Origin of the sequence: Microbacterium invictum, assembly GCF_014197265.1 — a bacterium.
Lineage (GTDB): Bacteria > Actinomycetota > Actinomycetes > Actinomycetales > Microbacteriaceae > Microbacterium > Microbacterium invictum.
Window position 1 is genome coordinate 1,810,172 of the sequence record NZ_JACIFH010000001.1, and the last position, 17,372, is coordinate 1,827,543.

Annotated in this window: 15 protein-coding genes; 5 read left to right on the plus strand and 10 right to left on the minus strand. The window is 69.9% G+C overall.

What is annotated here, in order from left to right:
• Nucleotides 1–32: 32 nt before the first annotated feature.
• From BKA10_RS08635 to sucC, 5 genes are all read right to left on the minus strand, one after another.
• A complete protein-coding gene (locus tag BKA10_RS08635; RefSeq protein ID WP_183499521.1) occupies nt 33–644 on the minus strand; it encodes a hypothetical protein in 612 nt (203 codons plus the stop codon).
• Nucleotides 641–1,924, minus strand: coding sequence for a hypothetical protein (locus BKA10_RS08640; RefSeq protein WP_183499522.1), 1,284 nt, complete (start codon nt 1,922–1,924; stop codon nt 641–643). The genes BKA10_RS08635 and BKA10_RS08640 overlap by 4 nt, the downstream gene beginning before the upstream one ends.
• Nucleotides 1,925–2,065: 141 nt before the next feature.
• Entirely contained in the window at nt 2,066–2,506 is a 441-nt protein-coding gene (locus BKA10_RS08645; RefSeq protein WP_183499523.1) for a nitroreductase family deazaflavin-dependent oxidoreductase, read from the minus strand.
• A gap of 90 nt (nt 2,507–2,596) precedes the next feature.
• Complete coding sequence (sucD, locus tag BKA10_RS08650) at nt 2,597–3,499, minus strand: succinate--CoA ligase subunit alpha (RefSeq protein WP_183499524.1); 903 nt, start codon at nt 3,497–3,499, stop codon at nt 2,597–2,599.
• A gap of 19 nt (nt 3,500–3,518) precedes the next feature.
• Nucleotides 3,519–4,682, minus strand: coding sequence for an ADP-forming succinate--CoA ligase subunit beta (gene sucC, locus BKA10_RS08655; RefSeq protein WP_183499525.1), 1,164 nt, complete (start codon nt 4,680–4,682; stop codon nt 3,519–3,521).
• A 148-nt stretch (nt 4,683–4,830) separates the two neighbouring features.
• Between sucC and BKA10_RS08660 the strand changes: the two genes are divergently transcribed.
• The 4 genes from BKA10_RS08660 (at nt 4,831) to BKA10_RS08675 (ending at nt 10,311) form a co-directional block, all read left to right on the plus strand.
• The gene (locus BKA10_RS08660; protein WP_183499526.1) at nt 4,831–5,502 is read left to right on the plus strand and encodes a TetR/AcrR family transcriptional regulator; all 672 of its coding nucleotides are present in this window, start codon (nt 4,831–4,833) and stop codon (nt 5,500–5,502) included.
• A 160-nt stretch (nt 5,503–5,662) separates the two neighbouring features.
• On the plus strand, nt 5,663–8,638 hold the full coding sequence (locus tag BKA10_RS08665) for a helix-turn-helix transcriptional regulator (RefSeq protein ID WP_183499527.1): 2,976 nt from the start codon (nt 5,663–5,665) through the stop codon (nt 8,636–8,638).
• 263 nt (nt 8,639–8,901) lie between these two features.
• Nucleotides 8,902–9,096 carry a hypothetical protein gene (locus BKA10_RS08670; protein ID WP_183499528.1) on the plus strand — a complete coding sequence of 65 codons (195 nt, stop codon included), beginning with the start codon at nt 8,902–8,904 and terminating at the stop codon, nt 9,094–9,096.
• Between the two features lie 171 nt (nt 9,097–9,267).
• Nucleotides 9,268–10,311, plus strand: coding sequence for an ATP-dependent DNA ligase (locus BKA10_RS08675; protein ID WP_248198855.1), 1,044 nt, complete (start codon nt 9,268–9,270; stop codon nt 10,309–10,311).
• Between the two features lies 1 nt (nt 10,312).
• Here the strand turns inward: BKA10_RS08675 and BKA10_RS08680 are convergent, their stop codons facing one another.
• The 4 genes from BKA10_RS08680 to BKA10_RS08695 all read right to left on the minus strand — a co-directional run bounded on the left by BKA10_RS08680 (nt 10,313) and on the right by BKA10_RS08695 (nt 14,969).
• The gene (locus BKA10_RS08680) at nt 10,313–11,893 is read right to left on the minus strand and encodes an aspartate-alanine antiporter-like transporter (protein ID WP_183499529.1); all 1,581 of its coding nucleotides are present in this window, start codon (nt 11,891–11,893) and stop codon (nt 10,313–10,315) included.
• 4 nt (nt 11,894–11,897) lie between these two features.
• Nucleotides 11,898–12,365 carry a nitroreductase family deazaflavin-dependent oxidoreductase gene (locus BKA10_RS08685; RefSeq protein WP_183499530.1) on the minus strand — a complete coding sequence of 156 codons (468 nt, stop codon included), beginning with the start codon at nt 12,363–12,365 and terminating at the stop codon, nt 11,898–11,900.
• Nucleotides 12,362–13,390, minus strand: a complete 1,029-nt coding sequence (gene ligD, locus BKA10_RS08690) for a non-homologous end-joining DNA ligase (RefSeq protein WP_183499531.1) — start codon at nt 13,388–13,390, stop codon at nt 12,362–12,364. Before ligD ends, BKA10_RS08685 begins: the two co-directional genes overlap by 4 nt.
• 388 nt (nt 13,391–13,778) lie before the next feature.
• On the minus strand, nt 13,779–14,969 hold the full coding sequence (locus BKA10_RS08695; RefSeq protein WP_183499532.1) for an SseB family protein: 1,191 nt from the start codon (nt 14,967–14,969) through the stop codon (nt 13,779–13,781).
• A gap of 236 nt (nt 14,970–15,205) precedes the next feature.
• Here BKA10_RS08695 and BKA10_RS08700 point away from each other — a divergent pair, with 236 nt between their 5' ends.
• Nucleotides 15,206–15,583, plus strand: a complete 378-nt coding sequence (locus BKA10_RS08700; protein ID WP_183499533.1) for a DUF4440 domain-containing protein — start codon at nt 15,206–15,208, stop codon at nt 15,581–15,583.
• 37 nt (nt 15,584–15,620) lie between these two features.
• Here BKA10_RS08700 and BKA10_RS08705 read toward each other — a convergent pair whose 3' ends face one another.
• Nucleotides 15,621–17,105, minus strand: a complete 1,485-nt coding sequence (locus tag BKA10_RS08705) for an HNH endonuclease signature motif containing protein (RefSeq protein WP_183499534.1) — start codon at nt 17,103–17,105, stop codon at nt 15,621–15,623.
• Nucleotides 17,106–17,372: the final 267 nt, after the last annotated feature.

Genomic DNA, 17,372 nt, shown 5'->3' on the forward strand with positions numbered 1-17,372 from the left:
CACTCGCGTGCGCCAATCGGCCGTCGCGGAAGTCAGTAGTCGGGGCCGCGTGTGGTCACTGTGGTGACCGCCGTCACGTACCGGGAGCTTCCGTATCTGATCGTGATGTGACCCTCGGGGAGGTCGGCGCCGATTGCCTCGGTGTGGAAGAAGTGGCAGGTCGACATCTCGCGCCGCTCACCGGCCGTCCAGGGATCCTGCGGCGGATCGGCGGCGTGGCACCGCGGCATATCGAGTGTCTTCCACGTGGGCGTGGGGAAGAACGGCGAGATCGTCTGCTCGGTCAGCGGCGATGGAGCGCTGACGTCGAGCGTCATCTGGAGGACGACGCTCACGGGGTTGGAGGAGTCGCCTTCGTTCGGCTGCGTACTGACCTCGGCCTCGGTGACGATGCCTTGCCACCCCATGAACTCGAAGACGGTCCCCAGCGGCGCGGGGACGACGAGACCCGCGACCTGATCGGGGTCGACCCCTTCCTGAGTCAGGGCCGCTCCGGAAGCGGACCACTCGATTATGACCGGTGCGTCCGACTGCGAGACGGGTGCATCACCGGCGTGTGGTTCCTCGATGGCTTCCCCACCGCAGCCGGTCAGCACAAGCACGGCGGCGAAGGTCGCAGCCCATCCCCCCTGTCGACGCATCATTGCTCCGGATCGTCATCGGCCGTGAGAACGCCGGGATCGAAGATCCACATGCCGCTGCCCTCGCCGAAGGCGATGAGTCCCGCGCGGTAGGGCAGCAGATCGCCGATGCGACCGGCCATCGATCCGCTGATCGGATCGATGTCACGGCCGTCACGGCCCAGGTAGCCCACCGACACCGCCGGAGCGTCGCTGGATGCCGGTGGCAAGACCCGCAGGATGCCACCCGTACCGAGCCCGAGCGCCCACAGCTCGCCGTCGAACTCGAAGAGGCTGCCGTCAATGGTGCGCGCCGGAGCGCCGTTGCCGAACTCATGCTCGTGATCCGAGACCACATCGAGGGTCACCGGGTCGAGGACGATGACCCTCTCGATCGTCGTCGATCCGTTCTCGCCGACCGTGAGGACGAGCGCATCGCCGCCGAACGCCCGCTCCGTGAGGAGGATGTTCACCAGACCACTGCCGTACTGGGGCGTGCGGCCCTGGGACTGCTGGTACTGGTCGATGTCGAATGCCGCGGTGGTCTCGCCCGACGCCGTGTCGACACGGACGACCCCTTTGCGAAGCCCGGCCACGACTGCCCCGTCGCCGCCGACGATACCGACCGTGGCATCGTTGTCGTCGCGGTTGTGCCCTCCTTCCGCGGCTTCGCGGGACGGGAGGTCGATCGGGAGGTAACGCACGACGGAGGCGCCATCGGGAGCGAACTCGATCAGCTGCACCGATCGGCCACTGGCACGCTCGGCGTCGCGGGTGGCCTGGCTGCCCAGCCAGAGCGTGCCGTCTATGACCGCCGCCGTGCGCACCAGGGTCGCTTCGTTGGGGTCGCGTTCATACGACGTCGTCGTGGGCGGCGACGCGAAGCCGCTCGACGGGTACGAGTAGACGGTGTCGAGGTCGACCGCGTGGAACGTGCCGCCGTTGGCCACCGCCGTACCATTGCGGCCCGGGTACACGGCAAGCTCCTCGACAGCAGCGGACTCGAAGCCGGCGGTGGTGCTGGGTGTGCGAGTGTCCGTGTCGATCCGCACGATCGTCGTACCGTTCACGAAGACGATCGTCGACTCCACACTTACGGGAGCGAACGCGTAGTTGTCGAGGTGCTCGAGCGAACCGGCTGGGCCGGACTCGGCCGTTTCCGCGCTCTGCTCGGCGCCCGGCGAGCCGGTCGTGGGCTCCGACGGGGGCGGTTCGGACGGTTCGGGTGATGCGCAGGACGTCAGCGAGAAGACGACGACGCCCGCGACACCCAGCGCTGTAAGACGATGAAGAAGAAGTGCCATGACCGATACCCCGTTACGGTGCGGCGGCATCGAGTCCCCCTGCGACTCGCCGTTTGCGCGAGCCCAACACGTGCCGTCTAGCTGGCGTCAGGCTACAGGACACGGGCAGGGGCGCACAGGCCCCGCCGCGATACTTCCGACTCAGCCGTCGAACGGCTCGAGCACGAAGATCGCGATGAGCCGGTCGGTCTTGGCCTGGTAGGCGTCGTAGTCGGGCCACACCGCCGTCGCGCGGCGCCACCACTGGTCGCGCTCGGGCCCGCTGAGCTCTCGCGCCGTGTAGTCGCGCTTGACGGCGCCGTCCTGCAACTCGACGTGCGGGTGGCGGCGCATGTTCTCGCCCCATTTGGGCTCGTCGGGGGCCCCGCCCTTCGACGCGACGACCGCGTAGCGGCCCTCGTACTCCACCCGCATGAGCGCGGTCTTGCGCAGTCCGCCCGACGCGGCGCCAACGGTGGTGAGCACGATGATCGGCACGCCGCGCAGCAGGTTGGCTTCGGTTCCGCCCGATGCTTCATAGTTCTCGGCCTGCGTGCGGGCCCATTCGGACGTGGAGGGGATGTAGGTTCCGGTCAGCGACATGTCACCAGCGTACGGTCCGGTGACCGCCCGAGGGTCGGCATGACAGAGGGGGTGGATGCCGCGGCATCCACCCCCTCGTCGAGAACCTGCTTACAGCCCGGCGATGATCTCGCGCATGAGCGCAGCGGTCTCGGACGGCGTCTTGCCGACCTTGACGCCGGCGGCCTCGAGGGCCTCCTTCTTGGCCTGCGCGGTGCCCGCCGAGCCCGACACGATGGCGCCGGCGTGGCCCATGGTCTTGCCCTCGGGCGCGGTGAAGCCCGCGACGTAGCCGACGACCGGCTTGGTCACGTTCGCCTTGATGAAGTCGGCCGCGCGCTCTTCTGCGTCGCCGCCGATCTCGCCGATCATGACGATGGCCTTGGTCTCGGGGTCGGCCTCGAACGCGGCGAGCGCGTCGATGTGCGTCGTGCCGATGACGGGGTCGCCGCCGATGCCGATGGCCGTCGAGAATCCGATCTCACGCAGCTCGTACATCATCTGGTAGGTCAGGGTGCCCGACTTCGACACGAGGCCGATCGGTCCCTTGCCGGTGATGTTGGCCGGCGTGATGCCCACGAGCGACTCGTCGGGCGTGATGATGCCGGGGCAGTTCGGGCCGATGATGCGGGTCTTGTTGCCCTTCGCCTGCGCATAGGCCCATGCCTCGGCGGTGTCGCCGACCGGCACGCCCTCGGTGATGACGACCAGCAGCCCGATCTCGGCGTCGATGGCCTCGACCATCGCATCCTTCGTGAACGCGGGCGGGACGAACGCGATCGACACGTCGGCGCCGGTGGCCGAGATGGCCTCTTCGACCGATGCGAAGACGGGCAGCTCGACGGAGTTGCCGTCCTTGTCGGTGTGCAGCACGGTGGTGCCGGCCTTGCGGGCGTTCACGCCGCCGACGACCTGGGTGCCGGCCTTCAGCATGAGAGCCGTGTGCTTGGTGCCTTCGCCGCCGGTGATGCCCTGGACGATGACCTTGGAGTCCTTGTTGAGGAAGATCGACATTTCTCTAAAGTCCTTCTGCTCAGGCGTTCGCGAGTTCGGCGGCCTTGTCGGCGCCCTCGTCCATGGTCTCGGCGAGCGTGACCAGCGGGTGGTTGGCGTCGCGGAGGATCGCACGACCCTCTTCGACCTTGTTGCCGTCGAGGCGGACGACGAGCGGCTTGGACGCGCTCGCGCCGAGCTCGGCGAGCGCGCCGACGATGCCCTTGGCGACTGCGTCGCACGCGGTGATGCCGCCGAAGACGTTGACGAACACGGACTTGACCTGCGGGTCGCCGAGGATGACGTCCAGTCCCGCGGCCATGACCTCTGCCGAGGCGCCGCCGCCGATGTCGAGGAAGTTGGCGGGCTTCACGCCGCCGTGGTTCTCACCGGCGTACGCGACGACGTCGAGCGTCGACATGACCAGGCCCGCACCGTTGCCGATGACACCGACCTCGCCGTCGAGCTTGACGTAGTTGAGGTCGTTCTCCTTGGCCTTGGCCTCGAGCGGGTCGGCCGCGGCCTTGTCCTCGAGCAGCGCGTGGTTCGGGTGGCGGAACTCGGCGTTCTCGTCGAGGGAGACCTTGCCGTCGAGGGCGATGATGTCGCCCTCTTCCGAGAGGATCAGCGGGTTGACCTCGACCAGGGTGGCGTCCTCGCCCTTGTAGACGTTGTAGAGCTTGACGAACACGTCGCTCACCTTGTCGACGAGGTCGGCGCTGAAGCCGGCGGCCTCGGCGATCTCGACGGCCTTGGCCTTGTCGATGCCCGTGCCGGGGTTGACCTCGATGCGTGCGAGTGCCTCGGGGCGCTCGACGGCGAGCTCTTCGATCTCCATGCCGCCCTCGACGCTGGCGAGGCTCAGGTAGGAGCGGTTCGCGCGGTCGAGCAGCACCGAGAAGTAGTACTCCTTGTCGATGCGGGCGCCGGCGGCGACCATCACGCGGCCCACGACGTGGCCCTTGATGTCGAGGCCGAGAATGGCCTTCGCGGCCTCGTAGGCCTCGTCGGGGTTCTTCGCAACCTTGACGCCGCCGGCCTTGCCGCGACCTCCGGTCTTGACCTGCGCCTTGACGACGACGACACCGCCGAGCTTCTCCGCGGCCGCCTTCGCCTCCTCAGGGGTATCGGCGATGATGCCGGCGAGCACCGGCACCTCGTACTTCTCGAACAGGTCTCGTGCCTGGTACTCGTAGAGATCCACGTGCAATCCTTCGCTGGGCGACTGTGGGGTGGGGTGCCGAAAGTGTCTCGATGTCGAGAGATCGACCAGTCCCCCAGCTTAGTACGGCTCGCTGAAGGCCCCGGCCCGCCCAGTGCCATCCGACAGGACAACTAAGCTTTCAGGCACCATGAGCGATACCCCGCCGCCGGCCACCGCCCGCAACGCCGTCGTCGCCGCTGCGCTCGACCTGTTCGCGACGCAGGGCTTCGAGGCGACCAGCGTCGAGCAGATCGCGCAGGCAGCCGGCGTCTCGCGCTCCACCTTCTTCCGCCAGTTCGGCGGCAAGGACGATGTCGTGTTCTCGGATCACGACCTGGTGATCGCGCAGCTGCGGGTGTTCCTCGCCCACGGCCATGAGAATCCCTGGGCTGCGGTGTGCGCGGCATCCATTCGCGTGTACAAGCACTTCGCCGCCGACCCCGAGCTCGCCCGTCGCCGCTATGTCGTGGTGCGGCAGGTGCCGGCGCTGCGCGAGCGCGAGATCGTCGAGGTGTTCCGGTACGAGCGCGTGTTCGACGAGTATCTGCGCGGCGCCGTGCCGGGCCTGGATCCGATCGATGCCGTCGCGTTCGCGGCCAACGTCACCGCGGTGCACAACCACGTGCTGCGGCGCTTGCTGCGCGGCACCAAGCGCGTTCCCCCCGCGGTGCTGAAGGACGCATACGACACCCTCATGCACCGCTTCGGCGTGCACCCCGACGGCGAGAGGCCCGCCGCCGACGACGTGATCGTGGCGACGTTCCCCCGGCGGATGCCGACCGCGGAGATCGCCCGCCGCCTCGGCGCCGAACTGGGCTGACCCGCCGGCGCGCCCCCGGCATCCACCTGCGGTAGCGGCGTGCAATCCGGAGGCGTGATGCCGCGAGAATCGACCTCCGGATCGCACATTCCCTCCGTTTCCCGCCATGACCGGCGCGGATATCGTCGCGCTCGGCGGTGCGGACTGCCACGATGGGTCCATGCCTGCGCGCACGTCTCGGATGATCGGTCGCGACGCCGAGCTCGCGGTTCTGCGTGATGCCCTCGACGCCGGACGCGCCGGCCATCCGCGGGTCGTCGTCGTGCGCGGCGAGGCCGGGATCGGCAAGACGCGGCTGCTGCAGGAGTTCCGCGCGGCGGCGAGCGCACTCGGCGGCACTCCGCCGATCACCTTCGCGGTCGGCCAATGCGTCGACATGGGTGAGATCGGCAGTCCGTTCACCCCGATCCGCCGGCTGCTGCGCGAGCTGTACGCCACCGTCGGCGACGACGTGTTCCGCGCGGCCGCGCAGACCCCGACGGTCGTCGCGACCCTCGCGGCCCTGCTGCCCGAGCTGACCACCGACGCCACTCCAGCCGACACCGGCGCCGACTACATCACCGAGTCGATCGAGCGGGTCATCGAGAGTCTCAGCCAGGATCATCATCTGGTCGTCATCATCGAGGACCTGCACTGGGCGGATGCCGCGACCCTGGCCCTGCTGAAGACCTTGGCCGTCACGCTGCGCGGCGCCCACGTCACGATCGTGATGACGTACCGGTCCGACGACGTCGGGCGCGGGCACCCGCTGCGTCCGGTGCTCGCCGAGCTCGACCGCAACCGCACCGTCACGGGTCTGGATATCGGGCGCCTCAGCCCGGCCGAGACGGTCGAGCTGGCCCGCGCGGTGGCCGGGGCCGCCGACACCGGGGCGATCGACACGATCGTGAAGCGCAGCGACGGCATCCCGTTCTTCGTCGAGGAGCTGGCCGAGCTCGACGCGAACGAGGCGCTCCCCGACACCCTGCGCGACCTGGTCCTGGCGCGGTTCGAACGTCTCAGCGACACCGGACGCGAAGCGACCGGACTGGTCGCTGCCGGAGGCGTGCGCGTCGAGGGCAGTCTTCTCGAGACCGTGCACGACGGCGACCGCGAAGCGCTGCGCGCCGGGTTGCGCGAGGCGCTGGCCGCCCACGTGCTCGAAACCAGCGGCGAGGGGTACGCGTTCCGTCACGCGCTGATCCAGGAAGCCGTGCACGACGACCTGCTGCCCAGCGAGCGCGCCGAGCTGCACGCCCGCTACGCGGCGGCGCTGCAGCGGCAGGTCGATGCGGGGCACGCCGAGGTCGCGGCCGAGGCCGCCGAGCACTGGCTGGCCGCCCGCGACCTGCCGCGCGCCTTCGACGCGATGGTGATCGCCCGCCGCCACGCCGATTCGACGTGGGCGCCGATCACCGCGGCCCGGCTGGGTGAGCGTCTGGTCGAGCTGTGGGATCGGGTTCCGGATGCCGCGGCCCGCACCGGCCTGTCACGTGCGCAGCTGTACGCCGACACCGCCGCCGCGTGGCGCCTTCAGGACTCCGCCCGGGCGATGCGACTAGCCCGCGCGGGACTGGCGGTCACCCCCGCCGACGACGTGCTCGGACGCGCTCAGCTGTACGCCGAGATCGCCAGCGCCCACGGCAACGCCGGTCGCATCTCCGAGATGATCACGGCGGTCGACTCGGCGCTGGATCTGCTCGACGACACCGCGCCGGCCCATGCGCTGCTGCGCGCGCGGGCTCTGGGGCTCAAGGTGACCGGTGCGGCCTCGGCGGTCGGCGGTGAGGACGAACGACAGCGCATCGCGGCGGCGGCACTTCACGCGGCGGAACTCAGCGGTGATGCCGTCGCACTGGCGACCTGCCTCATGCATCTCACCTGGCCGCTGATCGACCGGGGGCACCTCGATGAGGCTCTGGCGTACATCGCCCGGATCGCCGCCCTCGACCTGCCGGCCGACCGGCGACTCCACGCGACCATCTCGGAGCTCGACACGCTCGTGCGTGCCGGACGGTTCGATGAGGCCGTCGAGCGGGCCACGGCCGCGATCGCCCTCGCGATGGAGGTGGGCCTCGACCGCAGCATGGGAGCGCTCCTCGCGTCGAATCGCGCCGAGGCGCTGCTGGCGCGCGGCGACGCTGTCGAAGGTGAAGCGGTCGCCCGCCGCTGCCTGGACATGCTCGCCGGGGTGCCGACTTTCCGTTCGTTCTCCCTGCGGCTGATCGCTCTGGCCGCCTCGTGGGACGACCGGGCGGACGAGGCCGAAGAGATCCGGCGACGCGAGAGCGCGGACATCGCCGCGGTGCAGGCCGAGGACCCCGAGGAGAAGATCGGGTGGGCCGAGTTCGATACCGAGGTGGCGCTGAACCGTGCCGAGGGACACGCAGACGACGCCGTTCGCGCAGCTCTGGTCGACGCCGCGGTCACCGCCGCGCTCGTGCTCGACGACGAGGACTTCCTGCAGGGACCGGGCACCTCGCGTCGGCTGCTGCCCGGCGCGGTCCGGGCGCTGGCCGAGGCCGACCTGCTCGGCCTCGACGTCGACCGGCGGGAGCGGCTGCGCACCACCGTGACGGCTGCCGTCGCGAGTCAGCCCGACGATGCGCCCGGTCGTGCGTTCGCCGCGCTGTGGGCAGCCGAGTCCGCGCGCGGCGGCGCGGCGCCGATCGGGCCGTGGCGACAGGCGGTGACGATGGCCGACGAGCGCCTGATTCCGGTCCGGTTCCTGCATTACGCGCGGTACCGGCTCGCGGAGTCGCTCATCGCGTCCGGCGACCGGGATGAGGCCGGTGCGCTGTTGACCTGTATCGTCGCCGACGCGCCGAGCGACGGTGCCGCCGTCACCGCCCGCTGGGCTCGAGAGCTCTCCGTGCGCGCCGGACTCACGATCCTCGGCACGCAGGGAACCCACGGGTCGGATGCCGGGGGTGCCGGCGTCGCGGCCGGCATCGCCACGCTGACGCGCCGGGAGCGACAGGTGCTCGCGCTCGTGGCCGAGGGGCTCACCAACCCGCAGATCGGTCAGCGACTGTTCATCTCGCCGAAGACCGCATCGGTGCACGTGTCGGCGATTCTCACGAAGATCGGCGCGACCAATCGCGCCGAGGCCGCCGCGCTGTATGCGGCCGAAGACGATGCCGTACCGGCCGAGTGAATGACAGGTCAGCCGTGCCCGATCGGCACTGTGGCCTGGATTGCCGCCGCAGCGGCGGGCTGAGCCGCCGACGCGGCTCACTAGGGCGGTTCTGAGACGCCTTAGCCGCGTCGCAGCATGACCCACCGCGCAAACTAGGGCGCTCGCAGGCGCGAAGATGGGGCATCCGCCCGATGAGCGGCACACACCTTAGCGAGGAAAGTCGTACCTGTCAGCAGCACCGGATCCGGAAGCACCGGAACCGTCCCAGACAGGAGACCGACATGAACGCCACCGTCCACACCGCCTACGTCCTCGACCAGCACCGCGCCGCCGTGCTCGACCGCGAGAACGAGCTGCTCCGCCGCCAGGCGGAGCGTCCCGCCGCCGGACCGCACCGCCTGACCGGGTTTGCCGTCGTCACCGACTGGCTCACCGCCATCGTGCGACGGCCTCGCGCACCGCTGGCCGCCCACTGACACCACATCTCTCCTGACTGGGGACGGTGTCGCGGTGGGGACCGGCGACACAACGGGGCGGAGCCGCAAGGCTCCGCCCCTTCACCGTGCCGGGGCGTGGACGGTGAGGCCTCGGGCGCGTCCACGGGCAACACCTTTCGCGCAGCCGCCCCGGCGAGGCAGGATGGGGCGGTGGCCTACGAGATCCCCGCGCCCATGCTCGCCAAGTCGGTGCCCGACATCCCCGATCCGGCGACGACACCGGGCGGCCTGTCGTTCGAGCCCAAATGGGACGGGTTCCGTGCGCTGGTGTCGTGGGACGGTTCCGGGGTCGAACTGGGCTCGCGCGGCGCGAAGCCGCTGACCCGCTACTTCCCCGAGCTGGTCGACGCGTGCGCGAGGCTGCTTCCGGAGCCGTGCCTGCTCGACGGCGAGATCGTCGTCGCCGACGGCGAGCCGGGGTCGCAGCGGCTGCAGTGGGAGATCCTGTCGCAGCGCATCCACCCGGCCGCGTCGCGGGTGAAGATGCTGAGTGAGACCTACCCGGCGATGTTCGTCGCGTTCGATCTGCTCGCGCGCGGCGACCGCGACCTGCAGGAGGCGCCGTTCGCCGAGCGCCGGTCCGAGCTGGAGGCGCTGCTGGCCGGCATCCCGCATCCCATCCATCTCACGCGCACGACGGAGGATCCCGAACTCGCGCGACGGTGGCTGGCCGAGTTCGAGGGCGCGGGCCTCGACGGTGTCGTCGCCAAGCCGCTCGCCCAGCCGTATGCGCCGGGCAAGCGCACGATGTTCAAGATCAAGCACGCGCGCACGGCCGACGTGGTCGCGCTCGGCTACCGGATCCACAAGAGCGGCGAAGGCGTCGGGTCGCTGCTGGTCGGGCTGTACGACGCCGACGGCGTGCTGCGCAACGTCGGCGGCGTCGCCGCGTGGAGCAATGCGCGCCGGCTCGAGCTGGTCGACGAGCTCGCACCCCTGGTCGAGGTGGATGCCGCGGGGCAGACGGTCACAGGCGAGACCGACCGCTCGCGGTTCAGCGGGTCGAAGGACGTGTCGTTCGTGCGGCTGCGGCCCGAGCGCGTGCTCGAGGTGCGCTACGACCAGCTCGAGGGTCACCGGTTCCGGCACACCGTGCAGTTCGAGCGGTGGCGGCCCGACCGCGAGGCCCGCTCGTGCATGTTCTCGCAGCTCGAGCAGGTCTCGGCGTACGACCTCTCCGAGGTGCTGGGCTGAATCAGAGCAGGATGATCACCTGCGCGACGACGATCTTGACGACCATCGCCGCGGGATAGATGAGGCTGTAGCCGAGCGCGACGCGGGGGTCGAAGTTCGTGCGCTCCTGGGCGAACGCGAGCAGCGCCGGGTTGGTCATCGCACCGCCGACGACTCCCGACAGGCGCGTGCCGCCGAGGCGGAACACATGGCGCATGACGAGGTAGGTGCCGCCGACGACGATCGTCGTCATCACCGCGCCCAGTGCGAGGAGCGTCACCACCTCGCCCGACACGATCGCCGCCACGATCTGCGAGCCGGCTTTGATGCCCGCGAACGCGAGGAAGACGAGCAGCCCGAACTCGGCGAGCACGGTGGCCGCGGTGTTGGGGAGAGTGACCGGTACCGAGCCGATGCGCCGCACGCGCCCCAGCACGAGCCCGATGATCAGCGCCCCGGCGGCGAAGCCGAAGCTGAACGCACCGCCACCGGGCAGGGGGATCTGGACGACCCCGACCAGCAGTCCGATCGTGATGCCGATGCCGAGGGCCGCCGGATTGGTGTCGGTGTTGCCGCGCTCGGAGTCGCCGAGGTAAGCCGAGACCTCCGGCATCCGCTTCTTCGGCCCGACCACCCGCAGCCGGTCGCCCTGCTGCACGACGGCGTCGGATGTCGCGAGGAGATCGACGTCGCCGCGACGGATCCGCACGATCGACGCCCCGAACTTCTCGCGCAGTCCGAGACTCGCGATGGTGCGGCCCGACAGGCCGGGCGTGGACAGGATGATGCGCCGGTAGTCGAGGCTGCTGCGTTCGCCGACGACGTCGATCGACGACGTGTGGCCGAGTTCGGTGGTCACCGCGTCCACCTCGTCCTTCGGCCCGACGACGTTGACGACTGCTCCTTCGGGGAGCTCGGTCTCGTCGTCGGCGACATCCATCGATGTGCCGCCCTTGCCGCGCAGACGCGAGATCGTGATGCGTCCGCCGTGACGGTGCGCGAGGTCGCCGACCGTGGGGTGCGAGGCCGTGTCGACACGGACCGCCTTGTCGACGATGGGTACCGGGGTGTCGGTGTCGGAGCCGCGGTGACGCAATGCCAGCCACACGCCGATCATGGCGCCGATGACGCCGTAGACGTACGCGCTCGCGTAGCCGACCGTGGCTTCAGGGCTGCCGCCGGTCGCGGCCAGGGCGGGTGTGTTGGTCATCGCGCCGGCGAAGGTTCCGGCGATCGTCTCGGGGGTGACGCCCAGCATCCGCCCGAGGAGGAACCCCGCGGCTGCGGCGGCCAGCAGGAAGGCGATGTCGGCGAGGATCGTGGCGTACGACGACCGCAGTGCGTTGAAGAACCCCGGGCCGGCGATGACGCCGGTGCAGAACGCGAAGACGATCACGCCGAGGTCCCCCACGGCGGCGGGAATCTCGAGAGTCACGCCCTGCGAGACGGCCCACGCGTTGAGGCCGATCGCGGCGAACAGCACGCCGACCGCGCCCAGCGAAATGCCGCCCACGCGCACGCGGCCGAGCGCGGCCCCGAGCCCGACCAGCAGGAAGAGGGTGATCGACGGCTGCTGCTGCAGGAATTCGAAGATGGTGGTCACGGTCTCAGCGCAGCCCGGGCGGCGTGAACTCGACCATCGGCGCGGGTGCGGTGCTGCCGGTGGCCGCTTCCATCGCGGCGGACAGCTGCTCCCAGGCCTGCGGGTGGGCTGCGGCGTAGCGGGCGAAGGATGCCGCTGCCTCGTCCTCGCTCAGAAAGCGCACGTTCGCGCGGATCCGTCGCGCCCGGCCGATGCTGAGGTAGGCCACGCCGTTGGCCCGCAGATTGCGGTACCACTGCGAACCAGAGCCGAGTCCGGAGGCCACGCGGATGACGTTGTGCGAACGCTCCACCACCTCGACCACGACGTATCGCGGTGTGTGCGAGACGCGGCCCAGGTGCTCGATCATGAGCAGCCGGTCGCCCAGCAGCCACCCGAGACCGACTCGGTAGAGCCCGATGGGCATGCGCATGAGCCACGGGGTCTTCAGCAGCCGTGCGGTGATGCGGGCGGTTCTGTTCGGGGCGGTCATGCGTCGTCGTCCCAATTCGCGGCGTTCATCCGGCTGGGCTGCACGCGCGGCGGCTCGCCCGGCATCTTCGGGAACTCGGGCGGGAACGGCAGCTCTCCGAGCCCCTCGTCGACGTCGCGCCGCCACCACTCGAGCAGGGTGTCGATCCGCCCCGGCGATGACTGCAGCTTCTCCCATGGGTCGCCCACCTCGGCGAGGCGTTCGGGCACGGTGCGGACGGTGAATGCGGCCGGGTCGACACCGGCATCCAGTTCCTCCCACGTGATCGGCGTCGCCACCGTCGCGGTCGGCAGGGCCCGCGGGCTGTATGCACCGGCCATCGTGCGGTCGCGGTTGGCCTGGTTGAAATCGATGAAGATGCGCTCGCCGCGCTCCTCTTTCCACCAGTTCATGGTCACCTTGTCGGGCATGCGCCGCTCCAGTTCGCGCCCGGCTGCGATGACGGCGTGCCGCACATCGAGAAACTCATGGGTGGGTTCGATGGGGCAGAAGACGTGGATGCCGCGGTTCCCACTCGTCTTCAGCCAGGCCTCCAGGCCGGCTTCGCGGAGGACTTCGCGCAGTGCGGGGGCGACTGCTGCGGCATCCGCGAAATCAGTTCCCGGCTGCGGATCGAGGTCGATGCGCAGCTCGACGGGGTTGTCGGTGTCGGCGGCGAGCGAGGCCCACGGGTGGAAGACAATGGTGTTCATCTGGATCGCCCACACGATCGCGGCGGCTTCGTTCAGGACGACCTGTGGATGTCGGCGGCCGCTGTTGTAGGTGCACATGACCTGGTCGACGAAAGCGGGCGCGCCCTTGGGTGGGTTCTTCGAGAAGAAGCTCTCGCCGTCGACACCGTCGGGAAACCGCTCGAGCGACACGGGGCGGTGTCCGTTGGCGCGCAGGAACGGCTCGGCGACCGCGATCGCGTACTCGGCGAGCTCGCGCTTGGTGATGCCCAGTTCGGGCCAGATGAGGCGATTGGGGCTCGATAGCCCGACGTCCCGCTCGCCGACGGTCAGGGTGATGCGCTCGGAGGCCATGCTCCGAACCTACGGGTTTCGGCGTGTGTCGAGAAGTGCCGTGCGCGGTGGACACGAGCGCGTGGTCCCGCTGGGTTCAGGCTGACGGGTGCACCCGACGGGCACGCGCCGACGGGCGTTCCGCCGGGCTCCGCACGACGGCGGCCCTGCACAGTCCCGCTCGGGCGGGCGCCCCGGGACGCCCCTGCACACAGGACGGACCCGCAGCGGCGCGGATATACCTGCGGCCGTCGTGCGGGTCCGAAATCTGTGGATACTGCGGTTTCACCGCGGCTTCTTGGGTATGACGATACCCGGTTCGGCGCCGCATTACGAGGGGTCGAGCCGGGATTAATCACATTCGGCGAGAACACGGGCGCGAGCCGGAGCACGGGCCGCGCGAGGGGATTCACCCCGCGAGCGCGATGACCGGGGCGAGGTCGTCACGGGTGAGCGTGATCCACGGGCCTGCCGGGTCGAGCAGGATGCCGGTGATGTCGGGGTCGGCGGCAAGCGCCTTGCCGAGCTGCTCCGCCGTCAGCGGCAGGGGCCGTTCGTCGCGACCCTGGACGAGCACTTCGAGCGGGTGACTGAAGATCTGCAGCAGGCGCGCGCCCGCTTCGGTGCGCACCTCGGCGAGGCCCACCCGCGCGGAGTCGTCGGCCTTCCCGGCTGCAACCCAGAACTTGGCGCGGGTGAGCGCGTCGGCGATGTCGGCCGCCGTCGCATCGGTGCGCGGCCTCGCGAGCAGGTTCTTCAGCGGGAACCCCTCGTCGGCCTCTTCGACCGACTTCTGGATCAGCTGGGACGGCAGGATGATCCGCGCCTGCGGCGTCGCGTGGTCGATGATGAGTCCGGCGTACGGTCCCTCGATGACGTTGCGCAGCACGACCTGCGCCGGCTGGCCGACGGCAGAGGTCTTCGTGTCGCCGTCCGATGCGATGCTCCGCTGCAGCGCCTCGCCTCCGGTGAACGCCAGCAGGAACCGCTTGTCGTCGATCGCCGACACAGCGAGGGTGAGCTGCTTGCCTTCGGCGAGGAGGGACTTCGCGTCGCCGCGCACGCGCACGTACAGGTTGCCCTGCAGCGACTGCCGCATCGCGTTCATGATGTCGAGGTTGCCGGGCTTCTCGGGCAGCGCCGCGAGCGCACTGCGCAGCACCACGTTGTCGGGGAGTCCGGGAACCTTCTCGGTCTGCGCGGGCGCTTCGGCGGGCGGCTGCTTTCGAGTGGATGCCGGTGGCGTGGATGCCGCGGGCTTGCCGTACGTCGACACCGAGATGTTCACGTGCGGCACCGGCTCGGCGGGAGTCTCCGGTTCCGTCGCGCCGACGACCGCCGCGTCGCCGGTATCGGAAGCGGTGTCCGCGGCGACGGCCTCGGGCGTGCCGGAGTCGCTGTTCGCGGAGACGGCTCCGGACATGCCGCGGTCGGCGGCTCCGGGCGTTCCGTCGGCGACGGCTCCGGCTGCTCCGTCGGCGACGGCTCCGGCATCCGTCACCACGGCATTGTCCGTCGAGGTGACGGCATCGTCCGGTCCCGGCGCGTCGGCGGAAGGGGTCTCGGACTGGGCTTTGGAGCGGCGGGAGAACAGTGCCATCGTGCCAGCCTAACCGCGAGCCCGCCCGGTTCTGTCTCCGCCGACTGGGCCGTGGTGACCACTTCGCCGCGCGCGGTCGCGGTCGTCTCGGTCACGATGACGACTCCGCCCTGGGACACCGCGTACCGGGACACCGCGTACCGGGACACTGCGGCCCAGCGACACTGCGGCCCGGCGATCCTGCCACACTGCGACACTGCGACACTGCGACACTGCGACACTGCGACACTGAGGGCATGGATGACCTCGACCTCCAGTTCTTCGTCGGTCTCGAGTTGCGCGTCTGGGATGCGCTGGCCGACGGCGACGCAGCCGCCGACCACGAACTGCTGTCGTCCGACTTCGTCGGGGTGTACCCGACGGGCTTCGCCGGCAAAGCTGACCATGCTGCCCAGCTGGCTGATGGGCCCACGGTCGCGTCGTACGCGATCACCGAAGCGCGGTTCATGAAGGTCTCGCCCGATGCGATCATGCTGAGCTACTGCGCCGAGTACCGGCGCCCCGACCGCAGCGAGCCAGAGGCGATGTACGTGAGCTCACTGTGGCAGCAGCGCGACGGCCGCTGGTGGAACACCTTCAGCCAGGACTCGCCGGTCGGCGCCGCCACGGTCTAGACGTGTGGGCGCACCGCCCGCGGTACCCGCCTGCCGGTCAGGCGGCGCGCCAGTTCGGTTTGGAGGGTGGGGGTGGTGGATCCCACGCCCATTTCCAGGGTGCTTTGGAGACCAGGGTGACGGGTGGGCCGCCGACGTCGGGTGGCGGGTGCAGGATGAACGCACGTTTCCCGTCGCGGGTGATCCGCCAGCCCCGGTTGTGGAGCAGCAGGTGATGGTATTTGCACAGCAGGATGCCCCGGTCGATGTCGGTGCGTCCGCCTTCGGCCACCGGGTCGATGTGATGGGCCTCGCAGTACGAGCCCGGCATGTCGCACCCCGGCCACATGCACCCGCCGTCGCGGGCAGCCAGCGCGAGACGCTGTTTAGGTTGGAACAGGCGGTGCTCACGCCCGGCGTCCAGCGGGTTGCCGCACCCGTCAACGGTGACCTCGGTGGTCCCGTGCATGCACAGGTTGCGGTCGATGACCGACCCGGGCAACGGATGCCCACGGTCTTCGGTGAACCCGGCAGTCAACAGCCGCCCATACGCGTCACGCGGACCGGGATCCCCGCCGCCGCTGTCGGGGTTGTTCACGATGAGCATGCGGACGCCGGGTTGCCGGACCCCGAAGACGTCCTTCGCGTCGGCCACAGCCCCGGCACGCAGCACCGACATCACCAGGTCGTAGGCGAGCTGGTCGTTGCTGCGCGGATCATGAGCAAGCTCAGCCGCCCGGGCGCGTTCCTCATCGGTCATGAACCGGGGGCCACCGCGGCGAGGCCGCAGCCCGGCAGCGGTGATCGCGTTGATCCACGCGCCGTCTTCGTCGTCGAACACGATACTGCCCCGGTGCTGCCCCTCCCGATCCAGCCAGGTCCGAAACGACCGGTTCTCAAAACGTCTGGCGTACCGCTGCTCCGCCCCGACCGGGTCGATCGCGTCACGCACCGCGCGGGCGTGAACCGCCAGATCCTCCACCGTCAAGTTCACGGCGTCATCCACAAGCGAGGCCGCCGCCACCACCCACACCTGTGCGGTGTCCTCGGAATCGTCGAACGGCTCCCCCAGACCCCGGCGGATCACATCATGCTGCTCCGCGGTGAGCCGGCGACCCAGATGCGCATCACGCAGCACCGTCTTCCACGTCGCCCGCGGTGCCGCCGCGGGGACAGCCGCCTCGCCGGAAGCGCCCTCACCACCGGCACCCGACCCACCAGCGCCGGACCCCGGCCCTCCCTGTCCCGACTCGGGCCCGGCACCCGGGCGCCCCTCCCGCAACTCGATGACCTCTTCGAGCAGCGCCTTCCCGACACGCACCTGCCGCAGCACGTCAGCCTTCGACCCGCCCGTGATGTCCTGGATCAACGACGCCGGGCTCGCATGACCCTCCGTGGCCGACAGCCCGTTCTGCCCGTCCTTGCGCTGCGACCGATGCGCCGCCACCCCGGCCATCAGCGCCTGCAACCGGGCCACATCATTCGCGATCGCCGCGAGATCCCGCGCGATCTCCACCACCGACCGGTCACTGAGATCCAACACCGCCCCCGGCAACTCTGCCGCCGGCACCCCCAGCTCAGCGAAACACGACAACCGGTCCAACCGGTGCGCCACATCCGCCAAAATGTTCATACGGACAGTGTGGCAAAGACCTCCGACATTCGAAGTCGTATTCTAAATATCTGTGGACAACTCATCCTCCGGATCGAAGGACTCCCCGGATCGAAGGATTCCCCGGGCCCGAGGACTGCCGGATCGGAGATTCCCCGGATCGGACGATTGCCCGGCTCGGCTCGCATCCCCCGCGCC